General features: G+C 63.7%; 25 protein-coding genes and 1 tRNA gene. 7 read left to right on the top strand and 19 right to left on the bottom strand.

Annotated features, from left to right (window positions below; translation table 11 throughout):
• Window positions 1-25: 25 nt before the first annotated feature.
• The 13 genes from gluQRS to BEP01S_RS08825 form a co-directional block, all read right to left on the bottom strand.
• Window positions 26-964, bottom strand: coding sequence for a tRNA glutamyl-Q(34) synthetase GluQRS (gene gluQRS / locus BEP01S_RS08885; protein WP_062242390.1), 939 nt, complete (start codon window positions 962-964; stop codon window positions 26-28).
• Window positions 961-1,281: a GNAT family N-acetyltransferase gene (locus BEP01S_RS08880; protein ID WP_062242388.1), complete on the bottom strand. Its 321-nt coding sequence runs from the start codon at window positions 1,279-1,281 to the stop codon at window positions 961-963. The genes gluQRS and BEP01S_RS08880 overlap by 4 nt, the downstream gene beginning before the upstream one ends.
• 95 nt (window positions 1,282-1,376) lie before the next feature.
• The gene (locus BEP01S_RS08875; protein ID WP_062242386.1) at window positions 1,377-2,219 is read right to left on the bottom strand and encodes an amino acid ABC transporter permease; all 843 of its coding nucleotides are present in this window, start codon (window positions 2,217-2,219) and stop codon (window positions 1,377-1,379) included.
• A complete protein-coding gene (locus BEP01S_RS08870; RefSeq protein ID WP_062242383.1) occupies window positions 2,216-2,878 on the bottom strand; it encodes an amino acid ABC transporter permease in 663 nt (220 codons plus the stop codon). The genes BEP01S_RS08875 and BEP01S_RS08870 overlap by 4 nt, the downstream gene beginning before the upstream one ends.
• Window positions 2,879-2,948: 70 nt before the next feature.
• On the bottom strand, window positions 2,949-3,848 hold the full coding sequence (locus BEP01S_RS08865; protein WP_062242381.1) for a glutamate ABC transporter substrate-binding protein: 900 nt from the start codon (window positions 3,846-3,848) through the stop codon (window positions 2,949-2,951).
• A 45-nt stretch (window positions 3,849-3,893) separates the two neighbouring features.
• Window positions 3,894-4,643, bottom strand: coding sequence for an amino acid ABC transporter ATP-binding protein (locus tag BEP01S_RS08860; RefSeq protein ID WP_062242379.1), 750 nt, complete (start codon window positions 4,641-4,643; stop codon window positions 3,894-3,896).
• 127 nt (window positions 4,644-4,770) lie between these two features.
• Entirely contained in the window at window positions 4,771-6,462 is a 1,692-nt protein-coding gene (locus BEP01S_RS08855; RefSeq protein ID WP_083532638.1) for an AMP-binding protein, read from the bottom strand.
• A gap of 28 nt (window positions 6,463-6,490) precedes the next feature.
• Window positions 6,491-8,221, bottom strand: coding sequence for an ABC transporter permease (locus tag BEP01S_RS08850; protein ID WP_083532637.1), 1,731 nt, complete (start codon window positions 8,219-8,221; stop codon window positions 6,491-6,493).
• Between the two features lie 2 nt (window positions 8,222-8,223).
• Window positions 8,224-8,988 carry a molybdate ABC transporter substrate-binding protein gene (gene modA / locus BEP01S_RS08845; protein ID WP_062242374.1) on the bottom strand — a complete coding sequence of 255 codons (765 nt, stop codon included), beginning with the start codon at window positions 8,986-8,988 and terminating at the stop codon, window positions 8,224-8,226.
• A gap of 95 nt (window positions 8,989-9,083) precedes the next feature.
• Window positions 9,084-9,485 carry a TOBE domain-containing protein gene (locus BEP01S_RS08840; RefSeq protein ID WP_062242372.1) on the bottom strand — a complete coding sequence of 134 codons (402 nt, stop codon included), beginning with the start codon at window positions 9,483-9,485 and terminating at the stop codon, window positions 9,084-9,086.
• Window positions 9,482-9,913 (bottom strand): molybdenum cofactor biosynthesis protein MoaE, encoded by a 432-nt coding sequence (locus BEP01S_RS08835; RefSeq protein WP_062242370.1) that lies wholly within the window; start codon window positions 9,911-9,913, stop codon window positions 9,482-9,484. Before BEP01S_RS08835 ends, BEP01S_RS08840 begins: the two co-directional genes overlap by 4 nt.
• Complete coding sequence (gene moaC, locus BEP01S_RS08830; RefSeq protein ID WP_062242368.1) at window positions 9,910-10,380, bottom strand: cyclic pyranopterin monophosphate synthase MoaC; 471 nt, start codon at window positions 10,378-10,380, stop codon at window positions 9,910-9,912. Before moaC ends, BEP01S_RS08835 begins: the two co-directional genes overlap by 4 nt.
• Complete coding sequence (locus tag BEP01S_RS08825; protein WP_062242366.1) at window positions 10,377-11,585, bottom strand: molybdopterin molybdotransferase MoeA; 1,209 nt, start codon at window positions 11,583-11,585, stop codon at window positions 10,377-10,379. The genes moaC and BEP01S_RS08825 overlap by 4 nt, the downstream gene beginning before the upstream one ends.
• Before the next feature lie 41 nt (window positions 11,586-11,626).
• Here BEP01S_RS08825 and moaA point away from each other — a divergent pair, with 41 nt between their 5' ends.
• Both moaA and BEP01S_RS08815 read left to right on the top strand, forming a co-directional pair.
• Complete coding sequence (gene moaA, locus BEP01S_RS08820) at window positions 11,627-12,715, top strand: GTP 3',8-cyclase MoaA (RefSeq protein WP_062242364.1); 1,089 nt, start codon at window positions 11,627-11,629, stop codon at window positions 12,713-12,715.
• A complete protein-coding gene (locus BEP01S_RS08815; RefSeq protein ID WP_062242362.1) occupies window positions 12,716-12,961 on the top strand; it encodes a MoaD/ThiS family protein in 246 nt (81 codons plus the stop codon).
• Between the two features lie 60 nt (window positions 12,962-13,021).
• On the opposite strand, the gene BEP01S_RS08810 is transcribed toward BEP01S_RS08815, so the two are convergent.
• Together BEP01S_RS08810 and BEP01S_RS08805 are read right to left on the bottom strand one after the other, a co-directional pair.
• A complete protein-coding gene (locus BEP01S_RS08810) occupies window positions 13,022-14,236 on the bottom strand; it encodes a ThiF family adenylyltransferase (RefSeq protein WP_062242360.1) in 1,215 nt (404 codons plus the stop codon).
• Between the two features lie 46 nt (window positions 14,237-14,282).
• The gene (locus BEP01S_RS08805) at window positions 14,283-15,500 is read right to left on the bottom strand and encodes a molybdopterin molybdotransferase MoeA (protein ID WP_062242358.1); all 1,218 of its coding nucleotides are present in this window, start codon (window positions 15,498-15,500) and stop codon (window positions 14,283-14,285) included.
• A 94-nt stretch (window positions 15,501-15,594) separates the two neighbouring features.
• Between BEP01S_RS08805 and BEP01S_RS08800 the strand changes: the two genes are divergently transcribed.
• The gene (locus BEP01S_RS08800) at window positions 15,595-16,443 is read left to right on the top strand and encodes a CPBP family intramembrane glutamic endopeptidase (RefSeq protein ID WP_244882169.1); all 849 of its coding nucleotides are present in this window, start codon (window positions 15,595-15,597) and stop codon (window positions 16,441-16,443) included.
• A 182-nt stretch (window positions 16,444-16,625) separates the two neighbouring features.
• Here the strand turns inward: BEP01S_RS08800 and BEP01S_RS08795 are convergent, their stop codons facing one another.
• Entirely contained in the window at window positions 16,626-18,095 is a 1,470-nt protein-coding gene (locus BEP01S_RS08795) for a peptide MFS transporter (RefSeq protein ID WP_062242354.1), read from the bottom strand.
• Window positions 18,096-18,242: 147 nt separating this feature from the next.
• Complete coding sequence (locus tag BEP01S_RS08790) at window positions 18,243-19,553, bottom strand: MFS transporter (protein WP_062242352.1); 1,311 nt, start codon at window positions 19,551-19,553, stop codon at window positions 18,243-18,245.
• Between the two features lie 253 nt (window positions 19,554-19,806).
• Here BEP01S_RS08790 and BEP01S_RS08785 point away from each other — a divergent pair, with 253 nt between their 5' ends.
• Window positions 19,807-20,226, top strand: a complete 420-nt coding sequence (locus BEP01S_RS08785) for a phage holin family protein (protein ID WP_062242350.1) — start codon at window positions 19,807-19,809, stop codon at window positions 20,224-20,226.
• A 72-nt stretch (window positions 20,227-20,298) separates the two neighbouring features.
• A complete protein-coding gene (locus BEP01S_RS08780) occupies window positions 20,299-20,529 on the top strand; it encodes a hypothetical protein (protein WP_062242348.1) in 231 nt (76 codons plus the stop codon).
• A gap of 101 nt (window positions 20,530-20,630) precedes the next feature.
• Here the strand turns inward: BEP01S_RS08780 and BEP01S_RS08775 are convergent, their stop codons facing one another.
• Window positions 20,631-21,506, bottom strand: coding sequence for an alpha/beta fold hydrolase (locus BEP01S_RS08775; RefSeq protein ID WP_062242346.1), 876 nt, complete (start codon window positions 21,504-21,506; stop codon window positions 20,631-20,633).
• 1 nt (window position 21,507) lies between these two features.
• Window positions 21,508-22,413, bottom strand: a complete 906-nt coding sequence (locus BEP01S_RS08770; RefSeq protein ID WP_062242344.1) for a universal stress protein — start codon at window positions 22,411-22,413, stop codon at window positions 21,508-21,510.
• Between the two features lie 783 nt (window positions 22,414-23,196).
• On the opposite strand from BEP01S_RS08770, the gene BEP01S_RS16820 reads away from it, so the two are divergent.
• Both BEP01S_RS16820 and BEP01S_RS08765 read left to right on the top strand, forming a co-directional pair.
• Entirely contained in the window at window positions 23,197-23,424 is a 228-nt protein-coding gene (locus BEP01S_RS16820; protein WP_157070552.1) for a hypothetical protein, read from the top strand.
• A gap of 93 nt (window positions 23,425-23,517) precedes the next feature.
• Window positions 23,518-23,590: transfer RNA gene (locus BEP01S_RS08765), tRNA-Ala, on the top strand.
• The last annotated feature ends 50 nt before the right edge of the window (window positions 23,591-23,640 follow it).

Raw genomic sequence — 23,640 nt, 5'->3', positions numbered from 1 at the left:
GCAGCGGCCTGAGGCCGAATCGATCTCAGGAATCCGCAGGCGGAACGAAGACCGTCGGCGCTGAGAGCATCCGAGCGAAGTCGACGCCGTCGACCATGTCGTCGACAGATTTCCACCGTGGACCGTCTGAGCCGAACCCCAATGACTGCTGCATCCAGGCGAAGACGTCCTCGACAGTCCATCCGAGGCTGCGCAGCTGCTGATAGGTCACCGCTCCATCGCGTTTGGCCAGCCGCTGGCCGTCCTCATTGAGCACCAGAGGCACATGCACCCAGCCCGGTTCGGGCTCGCCTAGCAGGCGTGACAGATATGCCTGTCGAGGCGCCGAAGAGGCGAGGTCGTCCCCGCGCAGGATCTCGTCGATTCCGCTCGCTGCGTCATCGACGACGACGGTGAGGTTGTAGGCGAAGACGCCGTCACCGCGCCGCAGCACAAGATCGTCGACGAGCGCGTCTACCCGGCCGAGCACCACATCGTCGATGTGGTGCTTTCGATTGTCCGCGCGCAGCCGCAGAGCCGGCTCTCGGTTGTTCGCTTCGAGTCTCCGCCGTGCGGATTCTCGCTCACCCTCGCCGAGGCTGCGGCACGTTCCGGGGTACGCCCCGGGTGGTGCGTGCGGTGCGCTCGGGGCCTGGGCGATGTCCTTGCGTGAGCAGTAGCATTCGTACACGAGACCATCCGCAGCGAGTTTCGCAATCGCGGCCGAGTATTTCCCGGTGCGTTCGGATTGGACCAGGGGCGGTTCGTCAGGCGTGACTCCGAGTTCGGCGAAGACCGCGAGCTGTGATTCGGCTGCGCCGGCCTTCACCCGGTCGAGGTCTTCGATCCGCCACAGGAACCGACGGCCCGTCTGCCGGGCACGCACATAGCTGAGCAGCCCGGAACGGATATTGCCGATATGGAGGTCCCCACTCGGGCTCGGAGCGAAACGACCTGCTCCTCCGACTGGATGGGAACCGGTCACTGATGGGCCACGAGGTCGCCGTACTGCGGGAACCGCTCGAGGTAGTCCTGCACGTAGGAACAGGTCGGCACGATGGATGCCCCGTCGGCTCGAATGAGGTCGAGCACCTGAGTGACGAGTGTGCGGGCGAAGCCTCGTCGAGAGAAGCCCTCGGAGATGATCGTATGCTGCAGTTCCACGGTGTGGTCGTCGATGACCTGGTAGGCGAGGAATCCGATGAATTCCCCCGGGGTCTCATCGGTGAACAGTTCGTACCGTTCGCGGTCGATGTTCTTCACCACGCGGACCGGTGTGGGGCTGAGTTGAGGCTGTGGCATTGATGCACTCCTTCATTGCCGACTCCTATCTGAACGATACATGGTTGACCGGGGCCCGGTCGCCAGCGACCGGGCCCCGTCACGCACCACATGAATCAGTCGACGAGCTTCGAGGTCAGCCCCTCCGCCTCGGTATCGGCGGTCGTCTTGCGCTGGAGGCGGGATTCGAGCCAACGGGCGAACCCGGCGACGATCATATTGATGATGATGAACAGGGCGGCTCCGACGATGAACGTCGGCAGCAGGTTGTTGTACTCACGCCCGATGAGGTTCACCTGGTAGAGCAGATCCTGGTAGGTGACGATGAAGCCCAGAGCCGAGTCCTTCAGCAGCACGACGATCTGAGCGATGATCGTCGGCATCATCGCACGCAGCGCCTGCGGCATGAGCACCAGACTCATCACCTGTCCCGATCGCAGCCCGATCGCCATCGCCGCCTCACGCTGCCCGGTGGGGACAGCGAGGATGCCTGCGCGGATGATCTCGGCCAGCACCATTCCGTTGTAGAGGGTCAGGCCGAAGACGACCGACCAGAAGGGGCCGATGTCGTTGCCGAAGAGGAGGAACATCGCGAAGATGAGCAGCAGCACCGGCACGCCGCGGAAGAATTCGAGGACGATCGTTCCGGGGACGGAGACGACCTTCTTACTCGAAAGCCGCAGGAGGGCGAAGACCACGCCCACCACCAGTGCGAGGACCGATGCCACGACCGCCACCTTGAGGGTGGCGAGCATGCCTTCGAGCAGCACCATCTGGATCTGCGAGAAGGTGAACGGATACCACTTATCGGGTTCGAGCTGACCGGCGTCGGCGAACTTCCAGATCACGAAGGCCACGAGCGCCAACAGCACGATCAGTGACACGATCGAGAGGATGATGTTGTTCCGGCGCGACTTCGGGCCCGGCTCGTCGAACAGCACTTGGGTCGGTGCGCTCATCGCAGAATCACCAGCTTCTTCTCCAGGTAGTCGAAGACACGGCCGAGCAGCAGAGCCAGGATCAGGTAGGCCAGCGCGGTGCCGAAGAGCAGCGGAATGACGAGGTCACCGCGGACTTCGATGGCATTGCGCATCGCCGAGATCAGCTCTCGGTTGTTGAACGCCGAGGCGATCGACGTGTTCTTGAGCATCGCGATGATCACACTGCCCAGCGGCGGGATGACCGTGCGGAAGGCCTGCGGCAGGACCACTTCGCCCAGGGTCTGGCCGAAGCTCAGGCCCACGGCTCGGGCGGCTTCGGCCTGTCCGACGGGAATCGTCGAGATGCCCGACTTCAAGGTCTCGGCAACGAAGCAGGCGGTGTAGGCGATGAGGGCGATCGTGGCGTAGACGAAGGAGTTGAACGAACTCGACGACCCGAAACGGATGTCGAGGAACGGCAGTCCGAAGGCGCAGAAGAACATCACGAGGGTCAGCGGAGTGTTCCGGACGACGTTGATATACGTCGACGCCGCGATGCGCAGCACCGGAGTTGGCGAGACCCGCATGGCGGCGAGCACCGTGCCGAGGATCATGGATCCGATCAAGGCGACGGTGAAGAGTCTGATCGTTCCCCACGCACCGGAGAGGAACATCTGGAGAAGCTCCAGGAAATCCATGGCAGATTCCTTAATCGATGCGAGGGCACCGCATTCGGCGCCCTCGCATCATGTCAATCTGTGGACTGGGTCAGTAACGGTCGACTTCGGGCATTTCGACGTCATCGGTGGAACCGAGGGTGTACTCGAATGCCTTCTTCCAATCGCCGTCGTCCATGCCCTTCTCCAGAGCATCGTTGACCGCGTCCCGCAGGGCCTTGTCGTCCTTGGGCAGACCGACGCCGTAGGGCTCTTCGGTGAAGGGCTTGCCGACGACCTTGAACTCACCTTCGTACTGCTTGGCGTAGCCGCGCAGAATCGCATCGTCGGTGGTCACCGCGTCGACGGAGCCCGACTGCAGGTCGGTCACGCACTTCGAATAGGCGTCATAGGTGACGAGTTCGGCCTTCTTGTACTTGTCCTTGATGTTCTGCGCAGGTGTCGAACCGTCGACGGAGCAGACCTTCTTGCCGTCGAGGTCCTCGGGACCGGCGATGTCCGAATCGGCGGCCACGAGGAGGTCCTGACCGGCCACGTAGTAGGGTCCGGCGAAGTCGACGACCTTCTTGCGTTCGTCGTTGATCGTGTAGGTGGCCACGATCATGTCGACGTTGCCCTGCTGCAGGAAGGGTTCACGGTTGGCCGAGACGGTCTCCGTGTACTTGATCTGGTCGGGCTTGAAGCCGAGCTGCGCGGCGACCATCTTGGCGATCTCGATGTCGAAGCCTTCGGGCTGCTCCGAACCTGCCGAGACATTTCCGAGTCCGGGCTGGTCGTATTTGACGCCGATGGTGATCTCGCCGGCGTCCTTCGCGGCCTTCCAGGTCTTCGAGTCGGCGATGTCCGCGCTTTCGTTGACCTTGTATTCGGGTGCCTCTGCCTTGGCTCCGTCGCCTTCGGCAGGTGCGTCCGGGGTTCCGCCCTGGCCGCAGCCGCTGAGTGCCAGCATTCCGATGGCCACCGAGGCGACCGCCAGTCTGAGCTTCTTCATGGTCTCTCCTTGTGAGTGAGTTGGTGCAGTGTGAAAGCGGTGGTGTCAGTTGGTCAGGATCTTCGACAGGAAGTCCTTGGCTCGAGTGCTCTGGGGGTTCGTGAAGAACTCCTCGGGTCCGGCGACTTCGACGATCTCTCCGTCGGCCATGAACACCACGCGGTGGGCGGCCTTGCGGGCGAAGCCCATCTCGTGGGTGACCACGACCATGGTCATGCCCTCCTCGGCGAGTCCGACCATGACATCGAGGACCTCGTTGATCATCTCCGGGTCCAGCGCCGAGGTGGGCTCGTCGAAGAGCATCACCTTCGGCTTCATCGCCAGAGACCGGGCGATCGCAACACGCTGCTGCTGACCGCCGGAGAGCTGGGCCGGGTACTTGTCGGCCTGATGGGCGACGCCGACGCGTTCGAGCAGAGCCATCGCCTGCTTGTCCGCTTCGGCCTTCGGGGTCTTGCGCACCTTGATCGGTCCCAGAGTGACGTTCTCGAGGATCGTCTTGTGGGCAAAGAGGTTGAAGGACTGGAACACCATGCCGACGTCGGAGCGCAGCTGAGCTAGGGCCGCGCCTTCGGCGGGCAGTTCCCTGCCATCGATCGTGATGCTGCCGGAGGTGATGGTCTCCAGCCGATTGATCGTCCGGCACAGGGTCGACTTGCCCGAGCCGGAGGGTCCGATGACGACGACGACCTCGCGTTCGGCGATATCGAGATTGACGTTCTTCAATGCGTGGAAGTCGCCGTAGTGCTTCTCGACATTGCCCAAGGACACCAGTGGTGGTGATTCAGCTCTCATATGTTGTGATCCTAGTGAATATGGGCGCGCAGAAGAACGGCACGCCCCGGGACGACAGAACTGCAACCGACTTGTGACCTCGAGCACTCATCCGGCTGCAGTTCCTGCCGGGATGCGCTCGCAGCCCTCAGGCGTCGGCCGTGTGAGCGAGCTTCTCGCCCTCTCTGCGCAGCTCGACCTTGCGGATCTTTCCCGACACCGTCATCGGGAACGACTCACGGACTTCGACATAGCGCGGGATCTTGAAGTGGGCGAGCTTGCCGGAGCAGAACTCACGCACCTCTTCGGCGGAGAGCGAATCGAATCCGTCTTTGAGGATCACCCAGGCCATGAGCTCCTCACCGTACTTCTCGTCGGAGACGCCGACGACCTGGACGTCGCGGATCGCAGGATGGTGGTAGAGGAACTCCTCGACCTCGCGCGGATACACGTTCTCGCCTCCGCGGATGACCATGTCCTTGATCCGTCCGGAGATGTCGACGTATCCGTCGTCGTCCATGATGGCCAGGTCACCGGTGTGGATCCACCGTGCTGCATCGATGGTCTCGGCGGTCTTGTCCGGCTGATTCCAGTAGCCGAGCATGACGGCGTAGCCGCGAGTGCAGAATTCGCCCTTCTGACCACGCGGAACGGTCTGTCCGGTGACAGGGTCGGCGATCTTGATCTCAAGGTGAGGCATGACGCGGCCGACTGTCTCGGTGCGCTTCTGCAGGGAGTCGTCCACTCGGGTCATCATCGATACCGGTGCGGTCTCCGTCATTCCGTAGCAGATGGCGACCTCGGACATGTTCATATCGTCGATGACTCGACGCATCGTGTTGACCGGGCAGGGCGATCCCGCCATGACGCCGGTGCGCAGTGAGGAGAAGTCGAATTCCGCGAACTGCGGATGCTCGAGCTCGGCGATGAACATCGTCGGCACACCGTAGAGCGATGTGGCCTTCTCCTCGGTCACTGCCGTCATCGTCGCCACCGGGTCGAAGGCAGGCGCCGGCAGCACGATCGCGGAGCCGTGGCTGAGTGCGGCGAGATTGCCGATGACCATGCCGAAGCAGTGGTAGTACGGCACGGGAACGACCACGGTATCGGCGGGTGTGTAGGAGAGCATCTCGCCGATGAAGAACCCGTTGTTGAGGATGTTGTGGTGGCTGAGCGTCACACCCTTGGGGAATCCGGTCGTGCCGGAGGTGTATTGGATGTTGATCGGATCATCGGCCGAGAGGTCGTCGATGACCCGCTGCAGCCGGACCTCGTACTTCGCTCCCGCGTCCTCGAGCATCTCGCGTCCCTGCCCGATGAGATGGGCGAAGGACTCCCGCTCGCCCACTGTGACGTCACCGATGAGGTCGTCGGAGACGGTGTCGAGGAAGACGAGGTCGAGGCTGGGGATCTTGGCGGCCACCTCGGTGGCGATGGCGTGGAAGTCCGAGTGCGGAGGAGCGACGATCTGCGAGATCATCAGGCTCATTCCGGACTGTTCGACGACGAATTCGAGTTCGTGGCTGCGGTAGGCGGGGTTGACGTTGACGAGGATCGCACCGATCTTCGCCGTGGCGTACTGGACGAGCGCCCATTCTCCGACGTTCTGCGCCCAGATTCCGACCCGGTCGCCCTTCTTCACTCCGCGCTCGAGGAGTCCGACGGCCAGTGCGTCGGTGTCGTGATCGAAGTCGGAGTAGGTCCAGCGGCGATTCGAATGCCGGTCGACCAATGCCAGTGCATCGGGGTTCTGCGCTGCTGTGCGTTTGATGTGCTCGGCGATGGTGATCCCGAGCAGCGGTTCTGTCGATGTTCCCGACGAGTAGGACAATTCGGACACTGCGGTGTGCTCCCTTGTTTGCCGATCTTCATTGTGATTGATTGCACACTATTCCGTCGCGGTCCCGCATGCAAAAGCTGGTGAGGAAATCGGCACCCTCACCTGCGGCTTCGGGGTCGATCTGCCCGACCGGAGCGGAGTGGGCAACGGTCCCGTTCTCTACCAGAACAAGGGAGTCGGCCATGGCGGTGACATCGTCGACGTCGTGAGTGATCAGCAGTGCGCTGCGTCCTTGGACCAGCTCGGCCAGTACCTCTCGGGTTTCGACCGCCACATCCACGTCAAGTGCAGCCAGAGGTTCGTCAAGCAACAGAAGCTTCGGTTCGACGACGAGCGCACGGGCCAGAGCGATGCGAGCCGCCTGCCCTCCTGAGACCGCGTCCGGTCTGCGGTTGGCGCACTGTCCCACGCCGAGGCGGTCGAGCATCGCCTGCGCCCGTTTCTGTGCGTCGTTGCGAGTCGAACCGTGAGCTCGCAGACCGAAGCTGACGTTGTCGATGACGTTGAGGTGCGGGAAGAGGAGGGGGTTCTGTGCGAGGTGAACGATTCCGCGGTCGTGGACGGGTGGCCAGTGGCCGACCGCGATGTCGAACACCGTGTCGTCTCCGATTCGCAGTCGTCCCGAATCGGGTGTGAGCGCGCCGGTGAGCACCTGGAACAGGGTGGATTTTCCGGCCCCGTTGCGGCCGATGATCGCGGTGGTTCCCGGCAGGACAGAGGTGAGGTCCAGATCGATTCCGCGGGCGTTCAGCCGGACTTCGGCGCTGATGCGCTGGTCGGCTCTCACCCGGTCCTGGGACCGCGTCTCTGGGTTCACCTCTCCCCCATGCTGTCGATCGGTGTTCGCGAAGCGCGGGGCCGCCTCGGCGAGGGTGGGGGTTGTGTGCGGGGATTTCAGTCGGGGAGCATGCGGGGACCGGTAGGCGAGGATGATGATGAGCACGGCGATGACGATGAGCAGGAGGGAGAGGCCGATGGCCGCCTGCGGATCGGATTCGCGCACGAGGTAGACCTGCAGCGGCATCGTGCGGGTCACGCCGGACAGCGATCCGGCGAAGGTCAGCGTCGCCCCGAACTCACCGAGTGAGCGTGCGAAGCACAGCACGGCGCCGGTGATGACTCCGTGCCTGAGCAGAGGCAGAGTGACCGTGAAGAACACACGGTTCGGTTTCGCACCGAGCTCGGCGGCGGTGAGCTCATAGCGGCGGCCGAGCCCCGCGGTGGCGGTTTCGACGGACATGACCATGAACGGCAGGGATACGAATACCTGCGCCATGATCACCGCCGAGGTGGTGTAGGCGAGGCTGAGTCCCACCGATTCGAGTCCCCCGCCGAGGATGGCCGACCGGCCCCAGGTGTAGAGCAGGGCGAGGCCGCTGACCACCGGCGGCAGCACGAGGGGCAGCAGGATGAGGGTGCGCACGATGCGCTGGCCCGGGAACTGGCGGGTGGCGAGCAGGTACCCGAGGGGGAAGCCGATGAGGACGCTGATGAGTGCGGAGGTCACCGAGGTCAGCAGGGACAGCTGCATCGCGAGGCGGGATTCCTCGGCGGTGATCACGGCGAGCAGGCTCTGCGGGTCGACCCGGGTGAGCATACCGATGATGGGCAGGAGCAGGAACACGATGCCGATGACGGCTGGCAGCCACAGCCAACCGGGAACCAGCGAATCCGTTCTGCGCCGCCTCGATGGGCGAGGCGCGGATGCCTCCGGGCGGGTTGACGGTGTCTCCGGTCGGGGCGGGGTTGGTGCGGGCATGGTCAGGCTGCGGCGAATCCGGCGTCGCGCAGCAGCTTCTGGGCGGTGTCGGAGCCGAGGAACTTCACAAAGGCGTCGGCTTCGTCCTGGTTCTCGCTGGCCCTGACGGCGCCGGCCGGGTACTTGTTGATGACTTTGTCGGCACCGTCGAGGTCGACCTGTTCGACTTCCCCGTCGGCGCGTGCGATGTCGGTGACGTAGACGATTCCCGCGTCGGCCTGTCCGGCGCTGACCTTGCCGAGCACATCGGTCACCGAGTTCTCTTCGCTGACCGGATCGAGTGCGACGTCATTGAGGTCGGCCCACTTCTCGGTGGCTGCCCCGCAGGGCACCTGAGGCGCGCACACGACGAGGTCGTTGCCCGTGAAGTCCTCTGAGTTCGTGATCGCCTTCGGGTTGCCCTCGGCCACGGCCAGGGTGAGCGCGTTCGAGGCGAACATCTGGGGATCGCCGGCGAGCAGGTCCTCGGATTCGAGGGTCTCCATCGTCTTCTCGTCGGCGGTGGCGATGACGTCGGCGGGGGCGCCTTCGGAGATCTGGGAGACGAGGTCGGAGGAGCCGGCGAAGGAGAACTTCACCTCGGGAGCGTTCTCATCGGCCTTTTTGAATGCGTCGGCGATGTCCTCGAAGACCTCGGTGAGCGAGGCCGCGGCGAAGACGGTGATCTCAGCCGGCTGATCCGCTTCGGCCCCGGAATCCGGTCCCGAGGAGCAGGCGGACAGGGTCAGGGCTGCGGCGGTGCAGAGCCCGAGAAGGGTTTTCTTCATGTGCCTATTGAACCCGCGGATGCGGTTCCCTGTCGACTTCTGTTCCGATTATGAGACTTGCTGACGTCCAGCTTCCCGTATTTGCTGACCGGCGCTCAGGAATCCGGGACGGTGTCGATCGAGACCATCGTCGCCTTCACGGAGGCAGTTGCGAGGCTGCCCGGCTCGAGTTCGAGCTCGCGGCAGGCTTCGGCCGACATCAGCGACACCACGCGGAAGGGGCCGCACTGCATGCTGACCTGCGCCATGACTCCGTCGATGCTGACGTCCGTGACGAGACCGGCGAATCGGTTGCGTGAGGAGCTCACGACTCCGCTGGGGTCGGGCAGAGCGCCTGCTGACGACTGGGCGAGTGCGGCGAGTTCGCTGCCGTCGACGACCGCTCGGTTCGAGGCATCCTTGTGCTGGGAAAGTCGACCGTCGGCGACCCACCGGCGCACTGTGTCGTCGCTGACGCCGAGGAAGCGTGCGGCATCGCTGATGCGCAGTCGAGTCATTCGAGTGCTCCTACCCATTCGTCGGTGCCGTCGCTGAAGTGCTGGTGTTTCCAGATCGCCACCCGGGCCTTGACCTCGTCGATGAGCTCGGAGCAGGCGAGGAAGGAATCCTTCCGATGTGCGGAGGCGACGACTGCGGCGAGGGCCACGTCGCCGATCGAGAGGTCGCCGACGCGGTGGACGACGGAGAGCCTGACTGCGGGGTGTCGGGCGGCGATGTCCGCGGCCACCTCGGAGATCTGGTCGCCGGCGAGGGGATGGGATTCGTAGTGCAGTCGAGCCACTCCCCGGCCTTCGTCGTGGTCGCGGATGACGCCGGAGAAGCTGACGACGGCACCGCAGGTGTCGGTGAGGACCTCGGGCTCGAGTTCCGCGGTGGAGATCGGGGTCTCGACGACTCCCGTGGTCACGACTGTTCCGGTGCTCATGACTCCCGTGTCCAATCTCCGCTCTTTCCGCCGGTCTTCTCGATGACCTTGATGTCGCTGATGACGGCTTGATTGTCGACGGCTTTGATCATGTCGAAGATCGTCAGCGCGGCCGTGGTCACTGCCGTCAGGGCCTCCATTTCGACGCCGGTCTTCGACACGGTCTTCACTGCGGCGGTGATGGCCACGGCATCGTCACGGAGTTCGAATTCGACGTCGATTCCGGTCAGGGGCAGCGGATGGCACAGCGGGATGAGGTCGCTGGTGCGTTTGGCGCCCATCACGGCGGCGATGCGTGCCACGGGCAGGGCATCGCCCTTGGGCAGTCCCGCCTCGGCGATGAGGTCGATGACCTCAGGGCGGGTGGTGATGAGGCCGGAGGCGACGGCTCGGCGCTTCGTGACGTCTTTGCCGCCGACGTCGACCATCTGTGCGGTTCCGGATGCGTCGACGTGGCTGAGTTTCATGCGATCTTCCACGTCATCAGCCTATCTCCCACAGCTGAGTACGGATCGTCTGCGCCCGGCTCCTCGGGTGAGACGAAGACGAGGTGGGTGGCTTCGGCATAGCTGTGGAGCAGGTGAGATCGGGAGTCGCCGACGAATTCGAGGCCGGCCTCCGTGAGTATGGCACGCCGGACTTGGAGTTTTCCTGCCGGCGGGTCTTCGTCGAATCCGTGAGCCAATCGGTGGTGGGCGGCTTCGCGGGGAGCTTCATGACCGGCCAAACCGAGCAGAGCAGGGCGGATGAAGAGTTCGAAGCTGATGAGCGTGCTCACGGGGTTGCCTGGCAGGGCCACCCACGCATGGTCGGCCAGTCGTCCGCAGCCCTGCGGTCCCCCGGGCTGCATGGCGATGGGTTCGAACGTCATCGAGGAGTCCGCGTCGAGTCCGGCGGCGAGTTTGACGACTTCGTGTGCGCCCTTCGAGATTCCGCCCGTGGAGATGACGAGCCCCGCGTCGCTGCTGCTTACTCGGTCGAGCAGCTGTTGCGGGTCGTCTGGGACGAACGCAACATCGACGTCGACGCCGAGGCGGCGCAGCCCGGCCGTGAGCGTCACTGAATTCGCGTCGTTGATCCCGGCGGCCGCCTCGGCGGCGATCTCATCACCTGTGCTCACGACGAGGACACGCGGCAGGCCGAGCACCGGCAGTTCGTTCACCCCGCATGCGGCGGCCACGCCGAGGTGGGCGGGCGTCAGCATGGTTCCGGCGCTCAGCACGGCCTGACCGGTGCGGACGTCGGAGCCGCGGCGACGGACGAATGTTCCCGGCGCAGGTTCGACACCAGGATCGATGGTGACGGTTTCGGCACCGAAGCTTCCCGGTGCGGTGTCCTCGATCTTCACGACCATATCCGTGCCCTCAGGCAGCGGTGCCCCGGTCATGATCTCCACTGCTGTGCCCGGTTGCACGACCTCTCCACGTGCTCCCGCGGCCACACGGCCGCGCACGGGAATCGACTGCCCGCGCATCTCCTCCACGGTGGCGGCGGCCAGGGCATAGCCGTCCATGCTCGAGTTGTCGAAGCCGGGCACATCGATCGGCGATTCCACATCGGCGGTCAGCCGCCTCGGCGCCTCGAGCAGGGAACTCAGCGGCAGGTTCACCGTTTCGGTCAGTGGCCAGATCGTCTCGAATACCCGCTCACGATGCATCTTCGCAGTAGTCATGGGACGATGATATCGACACGCTTTTCAAGGAGGATGACGCAATGGAGAAGATCGGCCTACCCATGCCGGTGCTGAGAACTCCGACGGTCGACCCGGGCGAGGAATTCACCGCGCACAGCGAAGACGCTCTGCTCGACACCTTCGATCGGCGCGCTCGCGACCTCCGCATCTCGCTCACGGACTTCTGCAACCTGCGCTGCACGTACTGCATGCCGGAAGAAGGCGTCGAGTTCATGTCCCGCGACTCCGCCATGAGCCGCGATGAGATCATCCGCTTCGTCCGCATCGCGGTGGAGAAGTTCGGTGTCGATCAGGTCCGGTTCACCGGTGGCGAGCCGCTGACCCGCAAGGACATCAACGAGATCATCGCCGGTGTCGCGGCCTTAGAACCGCGACCGAACATCGCTCTGACAACGAATGCGATCGGCCTGGACAAGAGAGCCGCGGGGCTCAAGGCCGCCGGATTGGATCGCATCAACGTCTCTCTCGACACGATCGATCCGGAGACGTTTGAGACCATGACCAGGCGCCCGTTCCTCAAACGGGTGCTCGAAGGCATCGACGGGGCGAAGGCCGCCGGGCTCGACCCCGTGAAGATCAATGCCGTGCTGTTGCCGGGGGTCAACGATGCGCAGGCTCCCGATCTGCTTAAGTGGTGCCTCGAGCAGAACCTGAGTCTGCGGTTCATCGAACAGATGCCCCTCGACGCCGGTCATTCCTGGGATCGGACGTCGATGATCACTGCCGCCGATATCTTCGCCCTCCTCGAACCACGGTTCGTGCTCACCCCGGATTCGGCTCCGCGCAACGGTGCCCCGGCGGAGAAGTTCCTCGTCGCCGATCGGCGTGATCCTGAGCGCATCCTCGGCGATGTCGGCATCATCGCCTCCGTGACGCGTCCGTTCTGCGCCGACTGCACCCGCACCCGACTGACCGCGGAAGGGCGCGTGCGCACGTGTCTGTTCTCCCGCACCGAGGTGGATCTGCTCACCGCGATGCGCGACGGCGCCTCGGACGAGGCGATCGCGAACCTGTGGAAGGGTGCGCATTGGAAGAAGCTCGCCGGTCATGGGATGGACACGGATTCGTTCGAGCAGCCCCAACGTCCCATGAGCGCAATCGGAGGATAAGTGCCCACCATCACCGTTCGGTTCTTCGCTGCGGCCCGAGAGGCCTTCGGTGCCCGCGAATCCCAGATCCGTGCCGGATCCGTGGCCGAACTCGTCGACACCCTCGCCGAGGCGGCCGACCCCCAAGCCGCGACCGTGCTGTCGCGCTCGAGCTTCCTCGTCAACTCCGTGGCCGCAACCGACCGATCCTTGGCCCTGTCCGACGGTGACACCGTCGACGTGCTTCCGCCGTTCGCCGGCGGGTGAGATAGTGCGTCTCTGGGTGGACTGAGCTCTCGTCAGCCCCATTTCGGTGCGTAGCGGTTGTCAGCGCCGTTGCGGTGCCGGCTGTGACAGATATGCGAGGTAGCCGCCGCTGATCGATGTCACGGCGATGCCCTGTGAGCGCAGCTGCGCCGCTGTCTTCGCCGAGCGCACTCCCGACCGGCAGTAGACAGCGATCCCCGGTGACCGTGTCGATTCTTGCCGATTTGCTGAGGCGATCTGCCCGTTCGAGTCAGTCGTGGTTGTCAGCTGCAGTCTGCCGGGGTCGGCCAGTAGGTCTTCCATCGGAATGTGTTTGGCGCCGGGCACCATCCCAGAGGCGACTTCGTCGTCATCGCGTATGTCGACGAGGATGGCGTCTTCGTCGATGTCGGCCCAGGTGAGTGTGGCTGGCCCCAGTGTGCTCTCCCCTGCGTCTGTGTTTGCGGGGCTGCTTGCGGCGTCGTCTGCGCTGAAAGAGTCGAACGAGTGCTGTTCATAATCGCCGCGATGCTGATCGAGATCGGTGACCGGAGGTCTGCCGGGAATCGGTCGAACGGGAACAGTCTCCCAGCTCGCGTCGAGGCTGCTGTGGATGGCCACGCTGTTGAACAGCGGTGTGCCGATTCCGGTGATCACCTTGATGGCTTCCATCGCCATGGCTGAGCCGATGCTTCCGCACAGGGGTCCGAGGACTCCGGCGACCGAGCAGTCGGGAACGCTGCCCGGAGCGGGAACCTCGGGATAGAGATCGCGCAGGGTGGCACCGTGCTTGGCGTCGAAGACGGCGACCTGTCCGTCGAAGCCGAGGATCGTCCCCCAGACGAGTGGGATTCCGAGGATCTCGCAGGCGTCGTTGGCGAGGTACCGGGTGGCGAAGTTGTCGCTGCCGTCGACGACGATGTCGACGCCGTCGAAGAGTTCGAGAGCGTTGTCCGGAGTCAGAAGCTCGGGAATCGTGCGGATCCCGATCGACGAATTGATCCCGTTCATTCGTTCTTTTGCGGAATCGATCTTTCGAGTGCCGATGGCCGCCTCGGTGTGGATGACCTGCCGGTGCAGGTTGCTCAGTTCGACGATATCGGGGTCGACGACGGTGATCGTGCCGATGCCCACGGCCGCGAGGTAGCTGAGAATCGGTGCGCCGAGTCCCCCTGCACCGATGACGAGGACATGTGAGTCGAGCAGTGCCGCCTGCGCGCTTTCGCCGAATCCGGACAGTCGGATCTGCCGGGCGTAGCGCGCCCGGTCGGCAGGGTTGAGGCGTGAAGTGGGCATGCTCCCATCCTAGTGCGGCAGTATCTGCTAGGTCCTCGCTTCTACGTCAGCACTCGAGGTAGTCGATGACCGCGCCTGTGCTCAGTTCTCCTGAACCTTGCGGGGAAGCTGAACCGCGAGGGATTCTGATGATCACATCGGCGGAGGCATAGCTCGGCATCTTTGCCCGGTCGGCGGCGAGGATCTCCCCCGATGCCGTGAAAGTGCCGGGCCGGCAGGTGACGGCATTGCGGTGTTGACGCAGGTCTGGACCCGCGAGAATGCCCTTCCGCCATCTCTGTCCCAGAGTCTGACCCGCCAGCAGCGACCCGACGAAGAGGTGGAATCCGACGAAGGCTCCCTGCGGCGTGCCGGGCAGGTGGATCAGCGGCAGGGTGCCGAAGCGTCCGAAGCCCTGAGGGGATCCGGGGCGCATGTCGAGTCGGCGGAATGTCGAGTAGTCGGTCTCCAGCGCCTGGCGGACGACCTCGAAGGCGCCCGCGCTGATTCCGCCGGTCGTCACGACGAGGTCCGCTTCCGCCTGCATCGTCGTGAGTACGCTGAGCAGCTCGTCGGCATCATCGCTACTCGTGGCCTCGATGGGTTCGGAGCCGAGGCCGCGGACGGCGGCGGCGAGCATCGGCAGGTTCGAGTTGAAGATCGAGGCGGCGGCCGCCTCGGTGCCGGTCTCACTTGCCTGGTCGGTGCCCTGGATTTCGTCTCCGGTGACGATCAGTCCGATGCGGGGTATGCGGGGCGATTCGATTTCGGTGATGCCGAGCATCGCCAACACGCCGACCCCGGCAGCGGTGATCCGCTCCCCCGCGGGCAGGACGATGTCACCGGCCTTCATATCCTCACCGATCGGGCGGATGTTCCACTCGGGAGGGACGGAATCGGGGAGGGAATCGATCCGGATCGCCTCGGGGGCCGGCCCCGTCTGGCTCGCGTCGGTGAATTCGACGGGAACGACCGCCTCGGCGTCGGTGGGCACGGGAGCTCCGGTCATCACCCGCACCGCACACCCCGGCTGCAGAACGACGGCGCCGTGGCCGGCAGGGGTGTCGCCGATGACGCGGATGCGCTCGCCGTTGCGGGCGGCGTTGAGACCTTCGCCATCGAGGGCGAATCCATCCATCGCCGAGGCGGCGAAGTGGGGCACCGATCGTGGAGCCGTGATGGCCGTCGCCGTGGTGCGCCCGACGGCGCTGCGCACCGGTGTCGTCTCAATGCGCAGATCCGGCGTCAGATCGGCGATGAGATCGGAGTATTCCTCTGGGTCCAATGATGTCCTTCCCTCGCTTCGATCCTACTGGTGAATCGGTTCGGGTCCCGACGATCCGGTGCGGCTCACCCCCGGTTCGTCTACAGTGTGGAGCGTGGACACTGACCGAGCAGTAACCAACGAATCCTCGCAGTTGAAACTACTCAGCTGGGAGGCCGCCGCGACTGCTCTCTTGGCGGTCTCGGCGGTCGTGCTCTTCGGTCTGGGAACGACGTTCCCGGAAGTCCGCGCCCTCGGATATGCGCCGATGCTCGCGGCCTTGGTCATCGCGTGGAGCGTCAACCGGAGCTTCGCCAGGGACCTCAGTGTCATCGCCGGGTGTCTCGCGCTCATCTCGGCGATCTCGGTCGAGGCCGACATCTCGTGGACGAACATCGCCCGGATGGGAGTCGTGCTCTCCGCCGTCGTCATCGGCCCGTGGCTGGTGACCCGATACGGCTTCAAGGATCAGACCATCCAGTTCCCACTGCGGCGCGGACAGCCGTGGTCTCGACTCGAGTGGGCGTGGCTGGTGTTCGTCGTCGTGGTCGCCTGGGCGGTTCTGCCGCAGTACTTCATGCGCACCGGCGTCTACCTCAACTGGCCGCCGCTGACGAACTGGTCGGAGGTCATCCGTCTGTTCTTCGGGGTCAACGCCGTGGGCATCTGGGACGAGCTGTTCTTCATCTGCACGGTCTTCGCGCTCCTGCGCAAACACTTCTCCTTCTGGACGGCGAACGTGTTCACTACGATCATCTTCGTTTCGTTCCTCTGGGAACTCGGCTACCGATCGATCGGGCCGCTCCTGACGATCCCCTTCGCACTCGTACAGGCGTTCATCTTCACCCGCACGAAGTCACTGCCCTATACGGTCACGGTGCACCTGCTCTTCGACGCGCTCGTATTCCTCACGATCGTCCACGCCCACCACCCCGATGCGCTGCCCATCTTCATCGGAGTCTGAATCGCTGTAGGTGGCCTCCCGAAACTCGGCGTCCCTCGCCCGTCCGTCCACGCCCACCTGTTGCAGCGCGGTGAAGAAACAGTTGCGGTAAGGGACGCCGTCTCGGGACGACGACGGCCCCTCCGAGTCGGTGACTCGGAGGGGCCGTCGAACTGCGCGAGCTCAACGCGCCGCAGCTGAACTCAGCGGATTCCGCGCAGCAGCTTGAGCATCGGCTTCGTCAGCGTCAGCGCGAGCAGGCCGAGCACGACCGACGAGCCGCCGACTGACAGCCAGTACGGTGTCTGGTTGGCGGTGTCGAAGTAGCCGCCGAGCACACCGGACAGTGCCGTGCCCACGCCCGAGGCGAGGAAGAACACGGCGATCATCTGCGACTGGAAGACCTTCGGCGCGACCTTCGTGGAGAACGAGAGACCCACCGGCGAGATGAGCAGCTCACCGAAGACGAACACTGCGAGGGTCAGTGCCACCCACAGCAGCGGAGTCTGGTTGGGGCCGGCCTCTGCGAAGGGCAGGAACATGAGGAAGCCGATGCCGATGAGCACGAGCGACAGGCCGGCCTTGACCGGCGTCGAGATCTGCTTCGGCCCGAGCTTCATCCACACCGTCGCGAACAGCGGGGCGAAGACGATGACGAAGAACGCGGGGATCAGCTGGATCCAGTTGATCGGCATCTCCCATCCGAAGATCGAACGGTTGAGCTGCGTATCCGAATAGACGGTGAGCACACCGAAGATCTGCTGGTACATCGACCAAAACACCACGACCGTGATGAAGAACGGGATGTATGCGAGGACGCGTGAGCGTTCGTCGCCATTCGTCTGCGACGAGGTGTACATGACGATGAAGTAGCAGGCGGCCGCGCCGGCAGAGATTCCGGCGATCCACCAGTCGAGGTTCTCGGGGTTGACGATCTTCGTCATCCACAGGATGACGGCGAGGAGAACGACGACCACGATGGCCACGATGAAGAGGTAGAGCTTGTTCTTCGGCAGCGGGTTGACGGCGATACGGGACTCCGGCGGCAGATTCTTTCGGCCGGTGAGGTAGATGATGAGACCGAGAGCCATGCCGACAGCGGCTGCCCCGAATCCGTAGTGGAAGCCGACTTTCGACTGCAGCAGACCGGTGATGAGCGGACCGAACAGGGCACCGATGTTCACACCCATGTAGAAGATAGTGAAGCCGGCGTCACGGCGCGGGTCCTTCTCTTCGTAGAGTTCGCCGACCAGTGCCGAGGCGTTCGCCTTGAGACCGCCGGAGCCGAGCGCGACGAGGATGAGGCCGGCCGCCACTCCCCCGAACCCGGGGATGAGCGCCAGGCAGATGTGTCCGACCATGATGATGATCGCAGAGTAGAAGAGGACTTTCTCCGCACCGGCGAGGCGATCGGCGATCCATGCGCCGAGGATGGTGGCGAGGAAGACAGCACCGCCGTAGGCGCCGACGATTCCGACGGCCGTGCCCTGCTCCATCCCCATGCCGCCATCGGTGACGCTGAAGTAGAGGTAGAGGGCGAGGATGCCGTTCATCCCGTAGTAGGAGAAGCGCTCCCACAATTCGAGGCTGAAGAGCTGCATGAGCGGCAGAGGGTGTCCGAAGAAGCGGGTATCGCTGCGGACGGCCTCGGTCGTCGAGGTGCTTGTAGACATTGTGTGCTTTCCGTAGTGGTGTGAAGGGCCACGATCGGTGGCGCAGTTCACGATGGACCAGCGGACATCCTACTCCTCGGTTTTGCCGTGGTCACACCTGGGAACGCCTGGGACACACCGTCCCAAAAAGCGGAAAGTCGGAGTGATTCAGGTCTCGTCTTCGGCGTCGGTCACGCGCTGCCGTGACGGCTTGACTGCCTTTCGGTCGCTGCGTCGTCCGATGAGCAGATTGAGCAGGCCGGCGCACAGGACGATCGCCGAGGCGGCCACGGGAACTGCCATCGCCACAGCCGTTCCCTGATCCTCGGCGAGGATGCCGTTGATCGCCGAGGACACCGATTGGCCGACGATGATCGCCGATCCCGCCATCGACATCACCGTCGCCGATCGCCCGAGCGGTGCGCGTTCGGCGGCGAGGCTGAACAGGGTGACGAGGCTCGGTCCGATTCCCGTGCCCATGAGCAGCAGCGCCATGACGATGACCGGCATGGATTCCGTTGACGCGAGGATGACCGATCCCGTGACCAGGATGGGCGCAAAGCACAGCAGGCGTGCCCACAGCGCGAACGCCGCGGGGAAGAGCGCCACCGAGATCGCGAGCACCGCGGAGCCGATGCCCATCACCCCGTAGATGAGACCGGCTTCCTCCGGCCGCCCGATGTCATTGGTCAGAGCGGTCAGAGCGGTGAGTGTCGAGCCGAACACCATTCCGACGCCGAATACGCCGAGGATGATGACGAAGACTCCGGCAGTGAACATGTCCTTCGCCGGTGCACGCTCACCGAGGCTGTTCGACGTCCCGGTCCGCCTCGACCTGCCCGTCGGGTGCAGTGCGAAAGCGGAGACGAACACAAGAGTCATCACGATCGCACCGATGATGGGGGCGACCGGGGTGAAGAACGTCGCCAGCAGACCGACGAGGAAGGGGCCGAAGACGAAGATGACCTCATCGGCGGCGGATTCGTAGGCCATCGTGGCGTTGAGCACCTTCGGCCGCCTCGTCGATGGCAGCACCGTCATCACGATGTCGACGATGCGCGAACGCGACATCGGCGCGACCTGGGGCGAGGTGGCGCCGATCGCGAAGGCGGCGATGAAGACGACGAGATCGGGCAGCGGGCTGAAGACGACCCACGCCATGAAGGCCAGCGCCGCGCAGTTGAGGACCCCGGCGATGAGCAGCACGTAGCGCTGGCCCCAACGATCGGCGGCGGCCCCGATGAAGGACCCGAACAGTGCGGTGCCCAGTCCGACCATGGCGGAGTTGATGCCGCCCAGACTCAGGGAGCCGCGCCCGGCCACAACGAGGGTGAGGACACCGACGACGATCATGGCGAACGGCATGCGGGCGACGAACGCGATCGGAAAGTAGCTGCGTCCGACTGCGGAGAACAGAGTCGGTGAGGACTGTTGTGCGGCGGTCTGCCGAACCGAGGAGGGAATTTCGCTGTCTGTCATATCAATCCAGTTTCTGCTCCCGCTCGTCCGGGAGGTCGTGCCGCCGTGGCGACCTGGATCAAATCACTCGGTAGGTGCACGCAGTTGTTCTTAAGAAGTTCGAACCGATGGGTTCACCTTCAGGCTACTGTGTTTGGCCGCCCGATTCGAGTGGGAGCGCATCAGGCGACGTTGAGTTTCATCACCATGGCACGGACCTCATTCCCATCCCCGACTCAGTAAGAACGCAGATCGGTCTGCAAGGATGACGCCTATGAACTTCTTGTCTCGCGTCATCGTCAACGCCTGTGCGATCTGGGTGGCGGCCTGGATTCTCCCGGGCGTGACGATCACAGGGAATCGGGTCGTCGAGGATCAGGCCGGAGCCATTCCGGCGATGATCATCTCCTACCTCGTCATCGGTCTCATCTTCGGGCTGGCGAACGCCTTCATCAAACCGATCCTCAGCTTCGTCTCGGCCCCCATCACGTGTCTGACTCTGGGACTGTTCTCGATCGTCATCAACGCGATCATGTTGGCGCTGACGAGTTGGCTCAGCGGGTTCACGCCATTCGAGTTCACCATCGATTCGTTCTTCTTCTCCGCCATCTTCGCCGCAATCATCGTCTCGATCGTCTCGGCTCTGCTCGGATGGCTGGTCCCGGAGCGAAGCGCCGAACACGACCGGAGATGAGCAAAGTCCTCTACGCGATGTAGACTGTTGCTGAGAGTCAGCTGACCACCAGAAACATCGCCGGAGGAGACCATGTCCGATATCGCCGCCCCGAAGAGAACACGCAACTCGGCATCGTTTGCCGATGTCCTCGTCTTCATCTTCGCCTTCGCTCTGTTCCTGTTCGGGCTCTACCTCTTCGGCCTGTCGTTCTCCTCGCCTGAGGGCACGGAGTTCTGGGTGTTCTGGGGTGGACTCCTCGCGTCGAGCTTCGCTTTCCTCGTGCCGATCGTCTACCGCTGGGCGCGCGACTCCCGCCGCTGATCTCCCTCGGTTTGAACGAAGGGCCGCTGTGCTGATGCACAGCGGCCCTTCGCTCATTCACCGGCTCTCCAGTCCCGCCGTACGCGGTCTCACTGGCTGTGTCATGTATCGATTCGTCGGTGGCAGAAATCCATGATCGCCGAGGCGGCTTCCTCCGAACGCTCGTAGTGCACAAGGTGGCCCACTCCTCCCAATTCCACGAATTCCACATCGGTGAGCGTGTCCGCGAACGCCCGGGTCGGCCCGATCGGGGCGATGGCATCCTCATCCCCGGCGATGACGAGCGTGGGCATGTCCAGGTGGTCGGCCACTTCGGTGACGGTGTGCGCGACGGACGTCGCAAACGCCTCCGACAGGGACTGTCGATTTGAGAATGAGGAGAAGTGTCGGGCGTGCTGGTCGTGGATGTACCGACGCAGCCCGGGATCTCGGGTCGTGGCCATGGCGATGCTCATGGCGCGCACGATCACGGGATTGCTCAGCAGAGCGCGGCCTGCACGCTCGGGCAGACGCGCGCCGAGGGCGTAGTAGGCACGGGTGGCCGCTGTGAGGAACCGCGCCGGTCCTTCCAGCGCGGGGCGCGTGATCGGGTTGATGAGCACGAGCTCGGTCACCGTCTCCGGGACCGTCGCAGCGAGGTGGCTGACGAGGATCGACCCGAATGAATGACCGACGAGGATCGGCATCATGCCTTGTTGTCGGCCGATCTCTGTGCGCAGGTCCTGCAGATAGTCGACGAATGACGTCAGCGATGACCCTGTGTCCAAGGGCGGAGTGACACCGAATCCGGGCAGATCGGGAACGATGACCTCACGGTCGGTGATGCTGCCGGCAATGAGGTCCATTCCGTGGTGGTCGCCTCGGAATCCATGGACCATGAGCAGAGGACGCAACTGTGGGTTGCCCGGATAGACCCAGGAGGCCGTGGTGTGCCCGTTCTGCCGGAAGTCGATGCGCTGCGAGGGTCGAACACGCACCTCAGTCGGTTTCGGTGGTGCGGACGGGGCTCACGGCTCGGCGCGGCACGACCACGACGGGCACGGGCAGGACACGCAGCAGGCGGCGGGCACGTGCACCGATGGCGACCTTTCCGCCGCGACCCAGACGGCTCGATCCGATGAAGGCGAGATCGCCGGGCTGCCAGTCGATGGTCTCGGCGGCTTCTTCGATATCGGCTCCGGCCTTGGACTTCACGGATGCCCGCCCCGAGGCGAGCATCTCCGAGGCCTGATCAGCCAGCACCGCTCCCCCGTACTGTTCGGCGAACTCGGTGATCTCGGCGACTTCGTCGTCATAGAGACCGTCGTTCTCGATGAGGGACAGCAGGCGCAGGTCGACCCCCAGACCGAGGGCTGATTGGATGGCTGCTCCGATGAGAGCGGCGGCTCCCGGGCGGGCTCCGTAGAGCGCGGTCACCCGCGAGATCGGCCCGATATCGGACTTGCCGGAAGGAGCCAGGACCACGGGCACCGTCGAAGAGTGCAGCAATGAGGACGCGACCGTTCCGATGCGCAGCTGACGCATGAGGGTAGTGGCGCGGGCACCGATGACGATGCCCAAGGCGTCTTCCTTCTCGGCGACTTCCATGAGGCCTTTGGACTCATTCGCGGCGATGTGGATGACGCCCCGGGCCTGCACATCGTCAGGGATGAGTGACAGAGCTTCGTCAAGCCAGTCGTCGATCTGCTGGGCGACGATACCCGCTCCGTCTTTCGGGACGGCGCTGCCGGCGAGGATGGTCGATGATTCAGGTCGGACGATCGTGACCACGAGCTCGACGTCGATCGAGCGTGCGATCGAGATGGCCAGAGCGATCGCGTCTCGGCCACGATCTGTGGCGATGTATCCGACGACCAGGCGTCTGGTGGTGGCGGTCTCTGACATTCTCAACTCCTGATTTCACGGGTCCGGCTGATGCACGTCTCTGCTGATTCTACGTCCGCACATTCGGCTCCCGGAACTTCTGAATTCGCTCACCGTTTCTCACCGAGTCCAGACAATGTGAAAAAGTTTGAGAAAATAATGAACAAAACTTCCATGCGCCTTGAATGCTGTGCTAAATTCGACAGTGCAATTACGGATTCGCAGACAACACCCTGATTGCATTTTGACAATATAAGGACGTTGACGCCGTCCTCACGAGATCCACGACCATGAAAGGAGCGCAGTACGATGATGAATTCTCTTGCAGGCCCCGACCTTCGAACGCCGTGGCATGAATTTGCTGCCTGCCCGATTGGCGGACAAGGACTCGTCGGCTGAATCAGCCGTCTTTCACGTCTTTTCCGCCGGTTGGCTTCTGGCCACCGTTGTCTCTTGAGCCACCGGTCGCCTGAGAACTGGCATTCTTCACGCTTCACGCGCTGACTTCGAACTCTGATCGGCCGTCACTTTCAGCTGAGTGCTGCACTGCCGTACACCCAGCTGTCCGACTCTCTTCCGTTCTGAGTTCGCGGTTTTCCGAATTGCATTCTCTCTTTCGCGAAAAGCGCTGTGTCATTGACGCATTTCAGCAGATGCATTTCTCCTCATCTGCATTGTGCATCTTTTTTTGAACAGCACTCTATTAAGAGACCGATTTTTCCGATTCTCATTTCCCTAACGCCCTTTGGGGATATCTCCCGCCCATTTGCGGATATTCCCTGCCTGAAAATCAGAGGACAGATTGTGTCGACCACATTCCCATTCACCTATCCACGCCGCTGGGCCCTGAGCACTGGGATGAAGCTCATCCGTTGGGCTCGCCGGCCCGGCCCAACCACCGAAACCCGTCGTCGAAAGTCGGCCGCCCGCCAGCAGGCTCGACTGCGCGAATACGCTCGTGAGCAGCGTGTCCGCGAACTGCGCGAACGGGACATCGTGCGCTACCTCAGCCAGGTCCGCCCATACATCTGAGCCGAAGAAGTGAGCCATACCTGGCTGTGTCGAGCGTCACTCTCCCCTGATTTGGTCTCTCACCCACACGTGGGTAATATTGATCAGGCAAGCGGGGGTATGGCGCAGTTGGTAGCGCGTCTCCATGGCATGGAGAAGGTCAGGGGTTCGAATCCCCTTACCTCCACCGCAGAAGGGCCGGGAATCCGAAAAGGTTCCCGGCCCTTCGTCTTCCCC

This window comes from Brevibacterium epidermidis NBRC 14811, assembly GCF_001570805.1.
GTDB classification, from domain to species: Bacteria; Actinomycetota; Actinomycetes; order Actinomycetales; family Brevibacteriaceae; genus Brevibacterium; species Brevibacterium epidermidis.
This window is presented reverse-complemented; position numbering and strand designations above follow the sequence as displayed.